Origin of the sequence: Streptomyces sp. NBC_00310 (genome assembly GCF_036208085.1) — a bacterium.
Lineage (GTDB): Bacteria > Actinomycetota > Actinomycetes > Streptomycetales > Streptomycetaceae > Streptomyces.
In genome coordinates, this window is record NZ_CP130714.1 from 343,708 (window position 1) to 362,022 (window position 18,315).

General features: G+C 71.0%; 15 protein-coding genes and 1 pseudogene. 9 read left to right on the forward strand and 7 right to left on the reverse strand.

What is annotated here, in order from left to right:
* Nucleotides 1–30: 30 nt before the first annotated feature.
* Genes OG202_RS01315 through OG202_RS01325 form a run of 3 tightly spaced genes read right to left on the reverse strand, consistent with a single transcriptional unit; the run spans nucleotide 31 to nucleotide 3,123 of the window.
* Nucleotides 31–1,302: an ABC transporter substrate-binding protein gene (locus tag OG202_RS01315; protein ID WP_328222170.1), complete on the reverse strand. Its 1,272-nt coding sequence runs from the start codon at nucleotides 1,300–1,302 to the stop codon at nucleotides 31–33.
* A gap of 55 nt (nucleotides 1,303–1,357) precedes the next feature.
* Entirely contained in the window at nucleotides 1,358–2,179 is an 822-nt protein-coding gene (locus OG202_RS01320) for a carbohydrate ABC transporter permease (RefSeq protein WP_328222171.1), read from the reverse strand.
* Entirely contained in the window at nucleotides 2,176–3,123 is a 948-nt protein-coding gene (locus OG202_RS01325; RefSeq protein WP_328222172.1) for a carbohydrate ABC transporter permease, read from the reverse strand. The genes OG202_RS01320 and OG202_RS01325 overlap by 4 nt, the downstream gene beginning before the upstream one ends.
* A gap of 328 nt (nucleotides 3,124–3,451) precedes the next feature.
* Between OG202_RS01325 and OG202_RS01330 the strand changes: the two genes are divergently transcribed.
* From OG202_RS01330 to OG202_RS01355, 6 genes and pseudogenes are all read left to right on the forward strand, one after another.
* Nucleotides 3,452–4,495, forward strand: coding sequence for a LacI family DNA-binding transcriptional regulator (locus OG202_RS01330; RefSeq protein WP_326573399.1), 1,044 nt, complete (start codon nucleotides 3,452–3,454; stop codon nucleotides 4,493–4,495).
* 264 nt (nucleotides 4,496–4,759) lie between these two features.
* Nucleotides 4,760–4,933 (forward strand): annotated as a pseudogene (locus tag OG202_RS01335) (ABC transporter substrate-binding protein); the annotation flags it as partial.
* 555 nt (nucleotides 4,934–5,488) lie between these two features.
* Nucleotides 5,489–6,115, forward strand: coding sequence for a DsbA family protein (locus OG202_RS01340; RefSeq protein ID WP_326573401.1), 627 nt, complete (start codon nucleotides 5,489–5,491; stop codon nucleotides 6,113–6,115).
* A 34-nt stretch (nucleotides 6,116–6,149) separates the two neighbouring features.
* Complete coding sequence (locus OG202_RS01345; protein WP_326573402.1) at nucleotides 6,150–6,956, forward strand: MBL fold metallo-hydrolase; 807 nt, start codon at nucleotides 6,150–6,152, stop codon at nucleotides 6,954–6,956.
* A 2-nt stretch (nucleotides 6,957–6,958) separates the two neighbouring features.
* A complete protein-coding gene (locus OG202_RS01350; protein ID WP_328222173.1) occupies nucleotides 6,959–7,378 on the forward strand; it encodes a nuclear transport factor 2 family protein in 420 nt (139 codons plus the stop codon).
* 197 nt (nucleotides 7,379–7,575) lie between these two features.
* Nucleotides 7,576–8,457, forward strand: a complete 882-nt coding sequence (locus OG202_RS01355; RefSeq protein ID WP_328224638.1) for a helix-turn-helix domain-containing protein — start codon at nucleotides 7,576–7,578, stop codon at nucleotides 8,455–8,457.
* 147 nt (nucleotides 8,458–8,604) lie between these two features.
* On the opposite strand, the gene OG202_RS01360 is transcribed toward OG202_RS01355, so the two are convergent.
* Nucleotides 8,605–9,573: an alpha/beta hydrolase gene (locus OG202_RS01360; protein WP_327731871.1), complete on the reverse strand. Its 969-nt coding sequence runs from the start codon at nucleotides 9,571–9,573 to the stop codon at nucleotides 8,605–8,607.
* A 437-nt stretch (nucleotides 9,574–10,010) separates the two neighbouring features.
* Complete coding sequence (locus OG202_RS01365; protein WP_328222174.1) at nucleotides 10,011–11,018, reverse strand: LacI family DNA-binding transcriptional regulator; 1,008 nt, start codon at nucleotides 11,016–11,018, stop codon at nucleotides 10,011–10,013.
* Nucleotides 11,019–11,206: 188 nt separating this feature from the next.
* On the opposite strand from OG202_RS01365, the gene OG202_RS01370 reads away from it, so the two are divergent.
* The 3 genes from OG202_RS01370 to OG202_RS01380 are packed head-to-tail and all read left to right on the forward strand — an operon-like array spanning nucleotide 11,207 to nucleotide 15,953.
* On the forward strand, nucleotides 11,207–12,541 hold the full coding sequence (locus OG202_RS01370) for an MFS transporter (protein ID WP_328222175.1): 1,335 nt from the start codon (nucleotides 11,207–11,209) through the stop codon (nucleotides 12,539–12,541).
* Nucleotides 12,538–13,314, forward strand: a complete 777-nt coding sequence (locus OG202_RS01375; protein ID WP_326573410.1) for an alpha/beta hydrolase — start codon at nucleotides 12,538–12,540, stop codon at nucleotides 13,312–13,314. The genes OG202_RS01370 and OG202_RS01375 overlap by 4 nt, the downstream gene beginning before the upstream one ends.
* A complete protein-coding gene (locus OG202_RS01380; RefSeq protein WP_328222176.1) occupies nucleotides 13,311–15,953 on the forward strand; it encodes a family 78 glycoside hydrolase catalytic domain in 2,643 nt (880 codons plus the stop codon). Before OG202_RS01375 ends, OG202_RS01380 begins: the two co-directional genes overlap by 4 nt.
* Before the next feature lie 201 nt (nucleotides 15,954–16,154).
* On the opposite strand, the gene OG202_RS01385 is transcribed toward OG202_RS01380, so the two are convergent.
* Both OG202_RS01385 and OG202_RS01390 read right to left on the reverse strand, forming a co-directional pair.
* Nucleotides 16,155–17,075 carry an alpha/beta hydrolase gene (locus OG202_RS01385; RefSeq protein ID WP_328222177.1) on the reverse strand — a complete coding sequence of 307 codons (921 nt, stop codon included), beginning with the start codon at nucleotides 17,073–17,075 and terminating at the stop codon, nucleotides 16,155–16,157.
* 136 nt (nucleotides 17,076–17,211) lie between these two features.
* A complete protein-coding gene (locus OG202_RS01390; protein ID WP_328222178.1) occupies nucleotides 17,212–18,192 on the reverse strand; it encodes a LacI family DNA-binding transcriptional regulator in 981 nt (326 codons plus the stop codon).
* Between the last annotated feature and the right edge of the window lie 123 nt (nucleotides 18,193–18,315).

An 18,315-nucleotide genomic window follows, 5' to 3' on the forward strand; every position in this document is an offset into this window, starting at 1 on the left:
CGCCACGCGCGGTGGCCGACGGCTCGATGGTCAGCTGCCGGCCTTGTAGTCGGCGTCCATCTCGTCGAGGAGCTTCTCCGGCGTGGACTGCCCGCTGAAGATCTCCTGCAGGCCGCTGAGCATGGTCTGCTGGACCTTCGGGTTGGGCCAGAGCTGGTCCATGAAGGGCACCGTGCGGTCCGACCCGATGAACTCCGAGAGCTCGGCGAGTGACGGGTCCGCGGCGAAGCCCGTGTCGGGGAGGGAGGGCAGGCCGCCCTGCTTCTCGACGAACGTGTTCATGCCCTCGGGCGACATCACGAAGTCCACGAACCTCAGCGCCAGTTCCTCGTTCCTCGCCTTCGCGTTGACACCGTACCCGGCACCCGCGGCGGCGGGTATCAGGGTCTCGGACGGGTCGTCGGTGGCGGGCAGCGCCTTGAGCGTGAACGTGCCCTTCGGGTTCTTCTGCTTGAGGAGGGCGATCACCCAGTTGCCCTGGACGATGCCGAGGGTCCTGCCGGTGGCGGCGAGTTGCTGGCTGGCTTCGTAGGTGGTGCCCAGCGGGTTCTTCTGGAAGCAGCCGGTCTTCTCCATCGTCACGTACTTGTCCAGGGCGGTGGCCCACGGGGACTTCGCGAAGGTGGCGTCGCCGGCCTGCATCTTCTTGTCGAAGTCCCGGTCCTCGCCGTAGACGGTCGTCGCGACCAGGGCGTATGCGACGAGCTGGGTCACCCAGTTGTCCTGGTTGCCGAGCGCGAAGGCCGGGGTTCCCTTCGCCTTCGCGGCCTTGCAGAAGTCCAGCAGTTCCGTCCAGGTGTCCGGCGGGGTGAGTCCGGACTTCGCCACGGCCTGCTCGTTGTAGACCGCTCCGATGCCGTTCTGCCCGAAGACCGCGGTGTACGTCTTGCCCTCGTACTGAGCGACGGACTTCATCGCGTCCGGCAGCTCGGCGGCCCACGGCCGGTCCGACAGGTCGCGCAGATAACCCGGCTCGGCCAGGACGTAGGTGGCCCCCGGATTGCCGTTGCCGGGCCAGACCGACATCACGTCGGGGGCGGTGCCCGAGGACAGCTGGGTGCGGATCTGCTGCTGGTACTGGTCGGCGCCGCTGGTGGTGTAACGGACCTTGACGCCCGGGTTGGCCTTCTCGAACGCCTTGACGACGTCCTCGACCGAGCCTTGGTCGATCGACGCGAGGGTGAGCGTCTTCGAGTCCTTCGAACCGCCGTCGGAGCCCGCCTCGGTGCCGCCGCCGCAGGCGGCCAGCAGGGCCATGGACGTGACCGTGGCGGCCAGGACCGGGAGTGTGCGTGTCTTCATGAAGTCCCCCTCGGGGAAGAGCCACCGGACATGAGGGACGGTCGGGCGTCGGAGGTCATCCCCGCAGCCCTCCCGCGAAGCCGTTGATGATGCTGCGCTGCAGCAGGAAGTAGACGAGCAGGACGGGCAGGATGCTGATCACCAGTGCGGCGAAGATGAGGTTCCAGTCGGTGACGTACTGACCGACGAAGCCGGCGATCGCGACCGGCATGGTCTGCCGGGCGCTGCCGCTGAGGTACAGCAACGGGGTGAAGAAGTCGTTCCACACGGCGACCGCGTTGAGCACCAGAGCCGTCACCGTGACGGGTTTGAGCATCGGCAGCACCACGTACCGGAAGCCCTGCAGAGGTGTGCAGCCGTCGATGAGTGCCGCGTCCTCGAAGTCGCGGGGCAGGGCGCGCAGGAAACCGACGTACAGGAAGACGGTGAACGGCAACTGCAGGCCGGAGTAGAAGAGGACCAGCGCCCAGGGTGTGCCGAGCAGGCCCATGTCGCGCATGGTCTGGTACAGCGGCAGGGACGCGAGCTGGAACGGCAGGGCCAGGCCGAGGAGGAAGGTCAGATACGTTCCCCGGGACCAGCGGGCCGTGGCGCGGGCCAGCGGGTACGCCGCGAGCGAGGACACGGCGAGCACGACGACGACGCTGCACACGGTCACCAGCACGCTGTTGGCCAAGGCCCCGCCGAGGGCGCCCTGTTGCCAGGCCTGGGTGAAGTTGTCGAGGGTGGGTGAGCCGGTCGGGCTGATCGGCGAGGACTGGTCCGACGCGGGCCGCACCGCGAGGTTGACCAGGACGTACACCGGGAAGCCGACGAACAGGGCGGCGGCGATCACCGCCAGTTCCAGGGCGAGGGTGCGGCGGCGGTAGCGGTTCATGACGCCGCCCTCTCGTTGCGGGACAGCACGAGGTACTGCCCGGTCGAGACGACCGCCACGATGATCGTGAGGACGACCGCGAGCGCGACGCTGTAGCCGAACTCGCCGAGCGTGAAGGCGTCCTTGTAGATCAGCGTCGAGATGGTGTCGGTGGCGTGCCCCGGTCCCCCGCCCGTCAACGCGTACACCTGGTCGAAGAGTTTGATCCCGCCGATGATCGACAGCATCAGGTTGATGGTGAAGGCCGGGGCCAGCAATGGCCGGGTCACCGACCAGAAGCGCCGAACGGGACCCGCCCCGTCGATGACCGCCGCCTCATGGACCTCCTTGGGCACCGACTGCAGTCCGGCGAGGAAGATGACCATGGAGTAGCCCGCGAACTGCCACACGATCACCCCGACCACCGACCACAGGGCCAGGCTCGGACTGCCCAGCCAGTCCTGCCGCCATCCCCCCAGACCCACCGCGCCGAGCAGGCTGTTGACCGCGCCGTCCGGGCCGAGCAGATTGCGCCAGAGGTAGGCGGTCACGATCGGGGTGATCACGGCCGGCGCGAACAGGAACACCCGCAGCACGTTGCGGGACTTGATGGCCGAGTTGACCCCCAGGGCCAGCAGCAGGCCCATCGCGTTCTGCACGATCGTGATCGACACCGCGATCAGCAGGGTGTGCCAGATGGCCTGCGTCGCGTCCGGGTCGCTGAGCATGTCGGCGAAGTTGTCCAGGCCGACGAAGGAGAAGTCGGGGTCGAGACCGTCCCAGTCGGTGAAGGCGTAGTACACGCCGCGAACGCTCGGCACCAGGACGACGAAGGCGAACAGCAGCATCGCGGGCAGGGCGAACCACCACGGCGGAGTCGTGCGCGCGGGCCGGATGCGTGCGGCCGGTTCCGTGTCCGGAGGCCGGTCGTCGTCCAGGAGCTGCTTGTGCGGGGCCAGAGCCACCGACGAACCCCCTTCCTTGAAACGATTCAAATGGCCTGCTGGATCAACTCTTCGGCCTGCGCCACGCGGAGGCGCGGCCGGTTGTCTCGTCGGAGTCCGTCTCGGGGATGGGGCGGCCCGATGCCCGGGCCGCAGGAGTCGCGCGGCTGTGGGTAACGTTTCCCAAAGGGTGTGGCCAGACCCTAGGGAGCGTCCCGCATGACGTCAAGATGCCGCGCACACCACAGCGGTGCGACGAGGACGGCGCCGCCCGCTCTCCGCGCCATCGTTCGAGCCACGGGATCCGCCCTAGACTCGGCCGGACGATTCCCCGAGAGGCAAGGACCGGATGGAGCCGACAGCATCACGTCGCAGGATCACCATCGTCGACGTCGCGCGACACGCCCGGGTGTCCGTCACCTCCGTGTCGAAGGTGCTGCGCAACGCCTACGGGGCCAGCCCCGAGATGCAGGCCAAGGTGCGCCGCGCGATCGAAGAGCTGGGCTACCGGCCGCACGCGGGCGCCAGAGGCCTGCGGGGGCAGACGTACACCATCGGCGTGATGCTGCCCGACATCCGCAACCCGTTCTTCCCCGAGATCCTCGACGGCATCACCGACTCGCTGGAGGAGACCGAGTACCAGGTGTTCCTGGGGCCGGGCTGCAACGGGGAGAAGGCGGAGGCCCGCGTCACCGAGGCGATGATCGACCGCGGCATGGACGGTCTCGTCCTGGTCGCACCGGTCTCCTCGCGCGCCCACCTGGAGCACGTCGCCTCCTCGGTGCCGACCGTCGTCGTCGGCCGCCACGGCTCCTCCGCCGTATACGACACCGTGACCGACGACGACATCGAGGGCGCGGCCCTCGTCGTCCGCCACCTCGCCGGTCTCGGGCATCGCCGGATCGCCCACATCGAGCATCACGAGACCGACCCGACACGCCTGGCGGAGATGCCCAACGCCCGGCGCGCCGACGGATACCGGCAGGCCATGCGGGCGCACGGGCTGCAGGAGTGCATCGACGTGCTCTCCACCAGCTACACCCAGGAGGGTGGCCACCGGGCGGCGCTGGAACTGCTGGCCCGCCCCGCCTCCGCCCGGCCCACGGCCGTCTTCGCCGGTGCGGACATCGTCGCCATGGGCGTGCTCGAGGCGGTCGCCGAGGCCGGCCTGTCCGTTCCCGGCGACCTGTCGGTGGCCGGATACGACAACACCACGTTCGCCGCGTTCGGCCCGATCTCGCTCACCAGCGTCGACCAGGCCGGCCAGGAGATGGGCCGCGACGCCGTACGACTCCTCCTGCGACGAATCACCGACCATGACCGCCCGTCGGCCAAGGTCACCCTCTCCCCCACGCTCGTGCCGCGCAGGTCCACGGCACGACCGGCGGAGTGAACCGTCGCCATCGAGTGGCCCGGCAGGTGTTCAACCGTTCGGTTGAAGGTGGAATTGAATCTTTGGGAAACGTTGCCCATACCGCGGTCACAGCGCCACGATGAGGCGCGCCCTGCGACCATGGTTTGTCCCGCTTCAGCAGACGGCATTCAGCAGACGGCACGCCCTCGCCACCGGCGCCGGCGCCGGTGGCCTCGGTGTCGGGGCGCTCGCCGCCGCGGCGAGTCGGGCCGCGGCCTCGCCTGCGACCTCCCGCCGTACGGGCCGGCCGGTCTGAAGCCGATCCGGAAGTACCCCCACGCCAACATGGACGGCTTCCCCCGCTTCATGGCCGACCGCGCCGTGGGCGAGCGCTGGAAGCAGACCTTCACCCTGCATTTCGTCGAGGTCAAGGGCGACCCGACGCCCGGCCGGCTCGGACTCCACCCGCGGGCATAGCGGCGGGCGGTGCCACCGGCCAGCTCGGCCGCGAGCGGGCGGCATACACTGCTCCCGATGTCCACCGCCGTCCCCTGATCGGTTCGTCGTCTGCGTGCTGACGCCGGGCCCCGAGGCCGACTACGGCACCCGCGGCGGCTGCCGCCTCCCTCACCCGGGGCAAGCCCGGTCATGGACGCGGCCGGGCTCGTGACCCGGGCGGAGTCCCCCGCCGAGCGGCGCGGAAAGCCGGTACGGCCGCCCCCGCCGGGCGAGGAGACGACGGTTCGCGCCACCCTGAGCCATAGGGAGAACATCAAGAGGCGCTTCCTGAACCCGCTCCCGGTGGCAGACCGGGAGCGGTTCGCGGAGGATCTTCGTATCCCAGCCATACGGCTCGGGGACACACTCCCCCGAATGCCCTGATCCACGAGCCACCGCGTTTCCCCGATGCCCTGACGGGCGCCACACCTATGGCGCCCTCACACACATCGTGGAATAACTGACGAGTCAACTACTGTTCTGTCAGGTGATCGCCCGCACCGGGTGGGCCATCACACGCCTGTCGAGGTCACCATGAAGCTGGTCTACGTTTTCGACGCCTACTGCGGCTGGTCGCACGGTTTCTCCGCCACGCTGCGCGAGGTGGTCTCCCGCCACCCCGGGCTGCCGGTGGAGGTGGTCTCCGGCGGTCTGTTCACCGGGGCGCGCCGGGTGCCGATCCGCGAGTTCGGCTACGTCCAGGGTGCGAACGCGCAGATCGCGGAGCTGACCGGGGCCGAGTTCGGCGAGGGCTACGAGCGGCTGATCGCCGACGGTTCGTTCGTCATGGACTCCGAGGCCGCCGCCCGCGGTGTCGCCGCCCTGCACCAGGTCGCCCCCGACCGCGCGGCAGAGCTGGCCGCCTCCCTCCAGCGCGCCTTCTACGTCGACGGCCTCAGCCTGTCCGACCCGGCCACGTACCGTGTCCTCGCCGAGGCCGCCGGACTGGACGCGGACACCGTCGTCGCCGCCTTCACATCACCCGAGGCTCGGGCTGCCGCCGAGGCCGACTTCCGCCGCACGGCCGAGCTGGGTGTCACCGGCTTCCCCACCCTGCTGGCCGTCGACGGCGCGTCCCTCGCTCCCGTGGCCTACGGCCGCGCCACCGCGGACGAGGTCGACCGACGACTGGCGTCCCGCACGGCCACCCGTTCCTCCTGATCCTGCCCATCCCCACCCCCTCCAGGAGTTCCGCATGAGCACGCTCGATTTCAAGGTCCTCGACCTCGACTTCCCGGCCGGCAGCAAGAACAAGACCGCCACCCTCGTCACCGGCGAGACCGAAGCCCTGCTGGTCGACGCCGCCTTCACCCGCGCCGACGGCCACCGGCTGGCCGCCGAGATCCTCGACTCCGGCAAGCAGCTGACGACCGTCTTCATCAGCCACGCCGACCCCGACTTCTACTTCGGCGCCGAAGTGATCGCCGACGCCTTCCCCGACGCCGTCTTCGTCGCCACCCCCATCGTCATCGACCACATCCAGCACACCTACGAAGGCAAACTCAAGGCCTGGGCCGCACTCGGCCCCAACCTCCCCACCCGCCTGGTCGACCTCACCCCGCTGACCGGCGACCTCACCCTCGAAGGCCACCGCTTCGAACTCAGGGGCGGCCCCGCCGGCCTGCCCGACCGCCACTACCTCTGGCAGCCCGAGCACCGCGCCCTCCTCGGCGGCGTCCTGCTCTTCCAGCAGGAACACGTCTGGGTCGCCGACACCCCCACCCCCGGCGACCGCGCCGCCTGGACCGACCTGCTCGACGAGATGACCGCCCTCGACCCGCAGCTCGTCGTCCCCGGCCACCGCCTGCCCGGCACCCCGGCCGACGCCTCCGCGATCGCCGCCACCCGCGCCTACCTCCTCGCCTTCGAAGAGGAACTCGACAACGCCGCCGACGGCGCCTCCCTCACCGAAGCCCTCGTCAAGCGCTACCCCGACAACGGCATGCTCATCGCCGCCCAGATCGGCGCGAAGGTCGCCAAGGGCGAGATGAAGTGGGGCTGAACATGGGCGAGTTCACCACCACCACCACCTCCACCGCCCCCGCCGACGTCGTACGGCGTCAGTACCTCGCCTCGGCCGCCGGCGACCTGGCAGCCCTGCGCGCCACCCTCGCCCCCGACGTGGAATGGACGGAGATGGCCGGCTTCCCCCTCGCCGGCACCTACCGCACCCCCGACGGTGTCACCGCCCACGTGATGGAGAAACTCGGCCAGGACTGGGACGGCTGGACCGCCCACGACGACACCTACGTCGTCGACGGAGAGAACGTCGTCGTCCTCGCCCGCTACACCGCCACCAACAAAGCCACCGGCAAGCCCGTCGACGTCCGCGTCGCCCACCACTTCGTCGTACGCGGCGGCCTCATCGTCCGCTTCGAACAGTTCGTCGACACCGCACTCGTGCGCGAGGCGATGAGCGACTGACCGAACCCGGTCAGGTCTCGTGCGCACGTTCAGCGTCTCCGGGATCGGGGGGCCACGGGCCGTGGCCCCCCGATCCCGGCCAGGCATGCATGCATGCATGCTGCGTACGCTCTGTGGGCTGTCGTCGGGTCGCGACCAGGTGCCGACGGACAGCCTGGGAGTATATTCCCCCTCCTTCTTCCCCCGTGATCGCTGTCATGCTGGGCGGCATGACCAGCAATACCCCCCTCAACGAGCTGGGAGAGTTCCTCAAGAAGCGCCGCTCGGAGCTGAGCCCGCGCACGGTCGGACTGCCCGAAACCGGCAAGCCCCGCCGGGTGGACGGGCTGCGCCGCGAGGAGGTCGCCCAGCTGGCCAGCATCAGCACCGACTACTACACCCGCCTCGAACAGGGCCGTATGCAGGCATCCGCGCCCGTGCTGGACGTCCTCGCCCGGGTCCTGCACCTGGACGACGACGAGCGGGGCTACCTCTTCCAGCTCGCGGGCAGGACCACCACCCGCACCCGGCGGCGCGGCAGGCAGAAGGTCCAGCCGCAGCTGCAGCGGGTCCTGGACGACCTCAGCGCCACCCCCGCGATCGTGCAGGGCAGACGCGGGGACATCCTCGCCTGGAACGCGCCGGCCGCCGCCCTGGTCACCGACTTCTCCCGCATCCCGGAGAAGCACCGCAACTACCCCCGGATCCAGTTCACCGATCCGGCCATGCGCACCCTGTACGCCGACTGGGAGACCTCGGCCCGCATCTCCGTCGCCCAGCTGCGGATGGAAGCGGCGAAGTATCCCGAGGACCCCGCCCTGATCGAGCTGATCGGTGAACTGTCCCTGCGGGACAAGCAGTTCGCCCGGTGGTGGGGCGATCACCACGTCGCCGCCCGCACCGTGGGCACGAAGACCCTCAACCATCCGGTCGTCGGCGAGCTCGTCCTGGACTGGGACACCCTCACCGCCAACACCGACCCCGACCAGCACCTCACCGTCTGGACCGCCGCCCCCGGGTCCCCCACCCACGAACGGCTCCGCAACCTCACCTCCTGGGCCACCGAGCAACACCTCTCCGCGTCCCAGCCACTCACCTGACCCGCGTGATCGCCGCCGCGATCGGCTCTCTCCGACCTCGGCGAAGGCTCCCCGGGTCTCACTCCGGAAGTCCCTGCCGGAAGGATGCGGCCCCACGGGGTGCGGGCGGACAGCGTCACCCCACCGTCGCTCCCCCAGCAGCAGCCGTCACTCCCCCAGCAGCCGTCGCAGCCATCCCAGACGGGCCGCACGGGCGTCGACCGAGAGTGCGGCCTGGGGCACGAGGCCGTCGAAACCGTGGAAACCGCCCGGCCACACGTGCAGTTCGGCGCTTCCCCCGGCCTGCCAGATCCTGGAGGCGTAGGTGACGTCCTCGTCCCGGAAGGTCTCCGCGGAGCCGACGTCGATGAAGGCCGGGGGGAGGTCGGAGAGGTCTGCGGCGCGGGCCGGGGCGGCGTACGGCGAGACGTCGGCGGTGCCGCGCGCCTCGCCCAGCAGCGCGTTCCAGCCGGTCTCGTTGGCGGTGCGGTCCCATACACCGAGCCCGGCCATCTGATGGGCGGACACGGTGTCGTTGCGGTCGTCGAGCATCGGGCACATCAGCAGCTGGCCGATGGGACGAGGGCCCTGGCGGTCGCGTGCGAGCAGGGCCAGGGCCGCGGCGAGTCCGCCGCCCGCGCTGCCTCCCGCCAGGATGACGCGATCCGGGTCGCCGCCGATCTCCTCGGCGTGTGCCGCCGTCCAGAGCAGTCCCGCGTAGCAGTCCTCGACCGGCGCGGGGTGCGGGTGCTCGGGGGCGAGCCGGTACTCCACCGACACCACGACCAGGCCCAGTTCCTCGGCCCAGTCCAGGGGCAGGCCCAGCCGGTTGGTGCCCACGACCATGCCCCCTGGATGCGTGAAGTAGACGATCGGGCGGGGGCCCGGCACGGAGGTGGGCCGGCAGATGAGCAGCGAGACGTCCGGTGCTCCCGGCGGACCGGGCACCGCCCGCTCCTGTACGTCGAAGAGCCCGCCACAGCTCAGCTCCTCGTTCGTCATGAGCGCGACCAGGGCGCCGACCTGCTCACGCGCCATGGGAATGCTCTCCGGGGTCGCCGTGGTCGGCGCCGCATCGCCGAGTTCCACGAGAGCGGCGGCCAGCTCCGGATCGAACGGCGGAGGGGGCGTGGTCATCTGGACCTCCTGGGGGATCGTCGACGTCATTGCGGCCCGTCGGGAAAGCCGTCGTGCCGGGGCGGAGCAGTGCGGTGAGGGTGCCCGCTCGCCGAGCGCGGAGGTGCCCGCGAGGAAGAGCGGTTTCCGTCGAGGCGGGCGGGGCCGAGACCCCGGACGGCGGGTCGTACGGGCCGGGCGCGGGCGCTCGTTCCCTCCAAGCCGTGCGGGATCGTATGTCTCCCGCCGAGCAGGCCGAACAGGCCGAACATCGGGTTGCGACCTCGTCGTTCGTTCGAGGGTCCCGGACGCCTCGCGCCACGGAAGACGAGCGGAACCGTAACCGGACGCCCCGTTCACCGTCCAGCCCCCTCACGGAGCGCGACGATCGACGGATCCCGCAGCGGCCGGCCGTGGCATCTCACAGACGCGGGCCCCGACATCCGGCGGGCGCCACCTCAGGCCGAGTCCCGCACCTCCACCCTGAGCGGGTCCTCGACGGGGTCGGCCGACACCTCCTTCCGGTCGAGGGCGTCGACGACTCGCCGGGCCAGACCACGCGCGAGGGTTTCGGTGTCGCGGACGACCGTGGTCAGCGCGGGGCGCAGCAGGGCCGAGCTCGGAATGTCGTCGACACCGATGACGGCCAGGTCCTGCGGGGCGCGCAGCCCGAGGGACTGCAGGGCCACCAGCACCGCCATGGCGATGTCGTCGTTGAACGCGCAGATGCCCGTCACCGGCGGATCGGCCGCGAGCCAGGCCTTCACCGCCTCCGTGGCACCGCCCAGTTCCAGCGGGACGGCCCGGACGACGGGCTCGGGAAGACCGCGTTCGGCGCAGACCTTGCGGACACCGTCCAGCCGCGGCTGGGCCAGGACGTCGAGTCGGGGCAGGTCCGGGTAGGCGTAGCCGAGTCGGCGGTGCGAGCCGACGAGATGGCGGGCCTGCAGCGCGCCGATCGGTTCCTCGGACACCAGAGGGGACCGGAGGTCCCCCGACGCCGAGCCGTGCAGCGTCATGACGACCTCGATGCCGGCCGTTCGCATGGCCTCGGCGTCGGTCGCGGGGAACTCGTTCAGGGCGAGGACCGCGGCGGGTGTCAGGGCCCGCCAGATCTCCCGCAGGGGCCGGGCGGGCCGGCCCGAGGAGTGCACGAGGAAGGTGAGCTCGTGTTCGGCGAAGGCGTTGGTCAGCTGCTGGATGAGGCGCCCGAGCACATGCTGGATCGGCCAGTCCGGCAGCACGCCGAGCACGATGTCCGAACGCCCCGTCCGCAGCGCGCGCGCCGCGGCCGAGGGTGCGTAGCCGAGCCGGGCGGCGGCCTCCCACACCCGGGTGCGCGTCGCCTCGGCGATCTTCTGGTGCGGGGTGTCGTTGAGGACGTAGCTGACCGTCGCCCGTGAGACTCCGGCCTCCCGCGCGACGTCCCCGCTGGTCACCCGTCTGCCTCTGGACGTCCCGACCATGCATCCCCCTCCGACAGACCCCTTGCCAAACCCCGCGATTGCGGGCTAGCTTACCCGCTCAGTCAACCTACACGTTTAAGTGGCGCGTTTAAGTAACGCTCGGTAGCCGCACTCGGCAACTCCCCCCACGCGCCACGCTTCAGGTCCCCACCGTCCCGTCCCCCTCCGGTACTCAACGAAGAGGACCCATGTCTGGCCTGACAAGCACCACGAGCAACCCCTGGAAGACCGCGACACTCGCCGGCATGGCCTCCTACCTGGACGCCGCCGCCCTGGTGACGTCGGGCATCGCCATCGGCGGCTACTACGCCGCGCCGCTCCAGCTCAGCCCCGAGAGCATCGGCTCCCTGCTGGGACTGCAGACCCTGTCGTTCGCCGTCGGTGCGCTCTTCGGCGGTCGGCTGGGCGACCGGTTCGGCCGTCGGACGATCTTCACCTTCTCACTCGTCCTGTACGCGGCCGGCATCCTGCTGCTCCTCGTGGCGGCGAGCCCCGCGCTGCTGTACGCCGGTGTCGTGGCCACCGGCGTGGCCATTGGCGCGGACCTCCCCGTGTCCCTCGCGCTCGTCAACGAGGAGGCACCGCCGGGCAAGAAGGCCACCATGGTGGTGTTCTCCAGCATGCTCTGGCTGGCCGGCATCGTGGCCGTGCTGCTGCTCAGCTCCTTCATGGGAGCACAGGGCCTGCTCGGCGGCCGCATCCTCTTCGCCCACCTGCTGGCCGTGGCCGTCGTCGTGCTGCTCCTGCGCCTCACCCTCAGCGAGTCGGCCGAGTGGGCCGCCGCCCGCCGGGCCGCCGACGCGCACCCGAACGCCGCCTCCGGGACCATCGAGTTCAGCCGCGTCCGGGATCTCTTCCGGGCACCGACGGTCTACGCCCTGCTCGCGACGGGCCTCTACTACGCCACCTGGAACCTCGGCGCGAACACCCTCGGTCAGTTCGGCACCTTCCTGTGGACCGCCCTGGCCGAGGGGGAGGTCGCGCAGTACTCGCAGCTGACCCTCCTCGGACTTCCGGTGGGCTTCGTCGCCGGCCTGGTGTTCATGCGCGTGGTCGACCGCCCCGCCAGGCACGCCTGGTTCGCCGCGGGCACCGCCCTGATCGTCGTCGCCTGGGCACTGCCGGCACTGCTCGGACCCGGGAAGTTCACCCTGGTCGCCGTCATGCTCGTCTCCGGCCTCGGCAACTCCTTCGCCGGCGAGTCCGTCTACAAGATCTGGTCCCAGGAACTCTTCCCCACCCTGCTGCGGGCGACCGCGACCGGCGTGACCATGGCCTTCACCCGGGCCCTGGCCGGCCTGGCCGCACTGGCCACGCCCGCCTTCGCCCTGGGCCACACCGAGCTGTTCTTCGGCCTGCTCCTCGGCGTCACGGTGATCTCGGCGGTCATCGGCCTCGCCTGGGTGCCCCGCCTGCCCAAAACCCCGCAGGCCGAGGAGCCTGCCGACGCTTCCCCGCCCCAGGCGCCTGCCGACCTGAGTGGCGCTCCCACACCCGAGACGACCGAAAAGGCTGTTCCTTGATCCGCCATCACGACTTCCGTCACCACGGTCTGACGCTGCGCTCCACACTGCACATCCCCGAAGGACCGGCGGACACCCGCCATCCGACCGTGGTGTTCGTCCACGGCTTCACCTCCAACCGGATCGAACTGCCGAACTTCGTCGCCATGTCCCGGCTGTTGGCCGCCAACGGCATCGCCTCGGTCCGGTTCGACCTCTCGGGCCACGGCGAGAGCGACGGCGACTTCTTCGACGTGACCATCACCGGCGAGATCGCCGAGACCCGCGCAATCCTGCGGACGGTCCGGACCCTCGACTTCGTCGACCCCGACCGCATCGGCCTGGTCGGCATGAGCATGGGAGGCGTGGTCGCCGGGATCACGGCCGCCGAGGAGACCGGGATCGGCGCGCTGTGCCTGTGGTCCCCGGCGGCGGTCGCCCCGTTCGAGATCGGCAGGGGCTATCTCAAGGGCCGCAGACTCGCCCCGGAGATCGAGGAGAAGGGCTATGTCGACGCCGACGGCCACCGGATGAGCCCCGCTCTCGTGGAGGACATAGCCGGCCTCGACGTCTACGGGAGGTCCGGCGCGTACACCGGGCCGGTCCACATCCTGCACGGCGACAAGGACGACATCGCACCCCTGGAGTACGTACGCCGCTACCTGGAGCACTACGACGGGAACGCGGAACTCGAGATCGTCGAAGGCGCGGACCACGCCTGGGGGACCGTCCCCCACCGGACCACGCTGCATCACTCCACGCTGCGATTCCTCCGGAGGCACCTCCAGCGATGAAGACGTCGAGCCCTGTGCCACGCCACGCGACGGACACCACGACCTCGGTCACCGGCCTGCGGACCGCGGACGACTCCGGTCTCGTCGCCACCCCGTACCCCATGCCGCGCCTGTCGTGGTCACTGACCGGCGAACGGCCGGGCATCCTCCAACACGCCTACGAGATCGAGGTGTCGGCCGACGCGTCCTTCAGCGACACCACCTCCAGCGGAAACGTCGAGTCCGACACGGTGACCGACCACCCGTGGCCGGCGCAACCGCTGAACAGCCGCGAGACCCGGTACTGGCGTGTCCGTGTCCGCACCGACCTCGGGTGGACGGAATGGAGCGACGCCGCCCGGGTGGAGGCCGCGCTGCTCGACGACGTGGACTGGGCGGCCCGCCCCGTCCATCTGCCCAGTGACCGGGGCCGTTCCTCCCCCGGCCCCGTGCCGTTGCTCCGCCGGGAGTTCCACCTCCCGGCGGAGCCGGTATCCGCGCGCCTGTACGTCACCTCGCTCGGCGTGCACCGCACCACGGTCAACGGCCGTGCCGTCTCCGAGGACCTGCTGGAACCGGGCTGGACCAGCTACCCCAACCGGCTGCTCTACGCCACCTACGACGTCACCGGCCTGCTCCGCACCGGCGCGAACGCCCTCTCCGCGGCGGTCGGCGACGGCTGGTACCGCGGTCATCTCACCTGGCACAAGAACCGCGACGTCTACGGGGACACGACGGCGCTGCTCGCCCAGCTCGAAGTCAACCTGGCCGACGGGACCAGGGTCACGGTCACCACCGACGGCCACTGGAAGGGCGGTTACGGCGATCTGCTGGCGGCGGACCTGTACGACGGCTGCGAACGCGACCTCCGCCACGAGCCCGAAGGCTGGCGGCTGCCGGGCTTCGTCGACACCGACTGGGAACCCGCCGCCACACTCCCCCTGCCCACCGGGCTGACGCAGCGGGCCCACCCGCCCGTGCGGGTCGTCCAGGTCATCCGGCCGGAGCGGCGGACCCTGCCCGACGGCTCGATCGCCGTCGACGCGGGCGAGAACATCACCGGCTGGCTGAGACTCCGCGTCGACGGCCCGAAGGGAAGCACCGTCACCGTCCGGCATGCCGAGGTCCTCGACGGCGACGGCCGGCTGCTGACGAGCATCCTGCGCGGCGCCCGTGCCACCGACCAGTACACCCTGGCCGGCGGCACGGCCGAACTGACGCCGGAGTTCACCTTCCACGGCTTCCGGTACGCCGAGATCGGCACCTCACCGGACGTGACCGTCGAGGCGATCGAGGTCGAGGTCGTCGCCAGCGACCTGCGCCGCATCGGCGAGTTCCGCTGCTCCGACGAGCGCGTGAACACCCTGTACGCGAACGTCGTACGCTCCCAGCGCGGCAACTTCCTCGCCGTGCCGACCGACTGCCCGCAGCGGGACGAACGGCTCGGCTGGACCGGGGACATCATGGCCTTCGCCCCGACGGCGTGCGCCACGTTCGACAGCGGCTCCTTCCTCGACAGCTGGCTCACCGACCTCCGCATCGAGCAACGGCCGGACGGCGCGGTCCCGATGGTGATCCCCGATGTACCGCTCGGGGAACTGCCGCCGGCCGAGCTGCCGTTCGCCGGTGCCGCCGCGGGCTGGGGCGACGCCGCCACGGTCGTACCGACCGCCCTCTACGAGGCCTACGGCCGACGGGACATGCTGAACCGCCACTACGCGGCCATGCGCGCGTGGGTCGAGTTCACCGTCGACCACCTGGACGAGGACGGAACCTGGAGCGGCAACGCCCAACTCGGGGACTGGCTCGACCCCGCCGCGCCTCCGGAGGACCCGGCGCGCGCCACCACGGACTCCGCCTACGTCGCCACCGCCTTCGTCGCGCACAGCGCCCGCCTGCTCGCCGACACGGCCCGTGAGCTGGGCCGTCTCGACGACGCCGTGCGGTACGAGGCCCTGCACGGGCGTACCGCCGAGGCCGCCTGGCGCAAGTGGGGCGACCACGCCCGCACCACCCAGACGGGCTGCGCGCTGGCCCTGTCCTTCGGCATCGCGCCCGACACCGAGCGGGCCGACGTGGGCAAGGCCCTCGCCGGTCTGGTGCGCGCCAACGGCGGCCGTATCGCCACCGGCTTCCTGGGCACCCCGTTCGTACTGCCCGCCCTCAGCGGCACCGGCCACACGGCCGAGGCGTACGAGCTGCTGCTCAACCCCGAGTGCCCGGGCTGGCTCTACCAGGTGGCCCGGGGTGCCACCACCATGTGGGAGCGGTGGGACGCGATCCGCCCCGACGGCACCATCGATGTCGAGAACGCGGGCACGATGCTGTCGTTCAACCACTACGCCTACGGCGCGGTCGCCGCCTGGCTCTACCGATCCGTGGCCGGTCTACGGCCCACCGCGCCCGGCTACCGCACCCTCGACATCGCCCCACGCCCCGGCTCCACGCTCACCTCCGCCGAGGCCTCGATCACCACCCCGTACGGCACCGCGTCCGTCGCCTGGTCGATCAGCGGCGACACCCTCACGGTGAAGGCGGTACTGCCGCCCGGCACCACGGGACGCTTCAGCCCGCCCGAGGGCTGGCGCTGCGCGGAGGCCGTCGACGGGCTCGCATCCGGCAGCCACCTCCTGTCCCTGCGTCCGGTCATCGGTCCCTGAAGCCACCCGCAACCGGAGCCCGTCGCCATCGGCTCCCTTCGCACCCGGTCCTGGAAACCGGGCTCACAGACGGCGGCCCGCTGCTCCCTGACACGCGGCGGGCCGCCTCCTTTTGGGCCTCGGGGCCGACCTACACCATGCCGAGGCCTTGGGAAAGGCCGTCCGGGCACGCGGAGTTCGTCGGCGACGTCCCTCTCATCCTCATCGCAGTGCGTCGGCGAAGAAGTCGAGTGACCGGTCGACCTCGGTGAGAGCCGGGGTCCGGTTGAGGTGGCCGTGCGGCATGCCGGCGGCCAGGTAGGTCCTGACCTCGACCTGGGACGCGGTCAACTGCCGCGCCAGGAGCTCCGCCGACGGCCGGAGGTCGTCGTACTCGGAGACCAGCAGGTGAACGGGCGGGAGGCCGTGCAGCGGGGCCGCGCCCGGCAGTGCGTCGCGTGGGAGGTCGGTGAGCCGGCCGACATAGTTCTCCACCATGAACTCGACGTCCGCCGTGGTGAACCGCATCGTCGGGGGGAGGGCCGCCATCTCGGCCGCCATGGTGCTGTCCAGGGCCGGGACGGGGAAGTGCGCGAACGGGTAGGCGAGCAGCAGGAGATCGGCCGGTCGCCGTCCCTCCTCCCGGTCCCGCAGGGCCGTGGCGAGGGCCAGCGCCGCGCCCGCGCTCGCCCCGCCGAGGGCCACGGCATCGGCGTCGGCGGCCAGTTCGGTCCTCAGCCACCGCCACGCGGCGCACACGTCGTCCACCGGGACCGGGTGGCGAACGCCGCCGACCGCCAGCCGGTAGTCGACGCAGACCACCACGGCCCCGGTCCGCGCGGCCAGTTCGGCCGCGACGACGTGTGCCTCGGGCATGTCGAGGTCGCCGCCGAGGAAGCCGCCGCCGTGCGCCCACAGGACTGCCGCGGAACCGGGGCGCGGCGGGGTGTACGTCCTGACCGGTACCGGGCCGTGAGGGCCGGCTATCTCGCGGTTCGCGACCGTGACATCGGGGTGCACCCACTGCGCCGGATCCCGCATGAACGCGCCGAACCTGGACTGCGCGTCCGGGTCCGCGAGATCCGCGAACGTGATGCCCGCGAGGAGGTGCAGCCTCTCCGCGAGATAGGGGTCGAGGGGCATGGTGACCTCTTTTCCGTGACGTCTGGACATGGGGCGGCGGGCGCACCTGCGGGCACGCCGAAACCGTGGTGGCCCACAGGGGACGCAGCCGGTGCCGGTCACCTGAGTCAGGCCTTGGCCGGGGCTGCTCGGACGGTCACGCCGACTCGCGTACCTCCAGCCGGATGTGCGGCTGCACCTGGTTTCCGGTGGCTTCCGCGCTGTCGAGCGCGGCCCGCACCGAGTCCGCGTACAGCTCGGCGATTCCGGGGAGGTCCTGGACGACGCTGGTCAGCGGAGGGCTGGACACCGCCGCGGCAGGGGTGTTGTCGACTCCGACCACCGCCATGTCCCGAGGGGCTTCGAGGCCGAGCCGGCGCAGCCCGGCCAGCACGCTCATGGCCACGTCGTCGTTGAACGCGCAGATGCCGGTCACCGGGGGATCGGCGGCGCGCCAGGACCGTACCGCGTCGGCCGCGGCGTCCGGTGTCAGGGGGACGGTCCGGACATCGGGAGCGGGCAGTCCCAGCTCGGCGCAGACCTTGCGGACACCCTCGAGGCGCGGTCCGGCGAAGACGGCGACCCGCTCGTCGTCGGGGTACGCGTATCCCAGTCGCCGGTGGGAGGCGGCCAGGTGGCGGGCCTGAGCGGCACCGATCGCGTTCGCGTTGGTGATGCCCTCGTCCGCCCCGATCCCCTTGTCGTCGTACAGGGCGGCGATCACCTCGATGCCGGCGGCCCGCATCGCCGTGGCGTCGGAGTCGGAGAACGGCGCGAAGGCCAGCACGGCGGCCGGCGTGAGGGCCTTCCAGATCTCGCCCAGCGAGCGGGCGCCCCGGATGCCGGAGTGGACGACGAAGGTGAGATTGCGCTTCGCGAACGCAAGCGTCAGCTCCTGGACGAGGCGGCCCGTCGCGTGGCCGAGCGGCCAGTCGGGCAGCAGGCCGAGCACCACGTCGGAACGTCCGTACCGAAGGGTCCGCGCCGCGGCCGACGGGGCGTAGCCGAGCTTCTGGGCCGCCGCCAGCACCCGCTGACGTGTCGCGTCGGTGATCTTCTGATGCTGGGTGTTGTTGAGGACGAAGCTCACCGTCGCCCGCGACACACCGGCCTCGCGGGCCACGTCCGCACTTGTCACTCGCTCGCTCCGCGGTGCCATCGACGACCACCTTCCACGAACCTCTTGCGCAACGCAGGAGACACAGTTAGTTTACGGGCACTCACTTTAACGTGTTAGCGACACGTTAAAGCAACTCCGAGT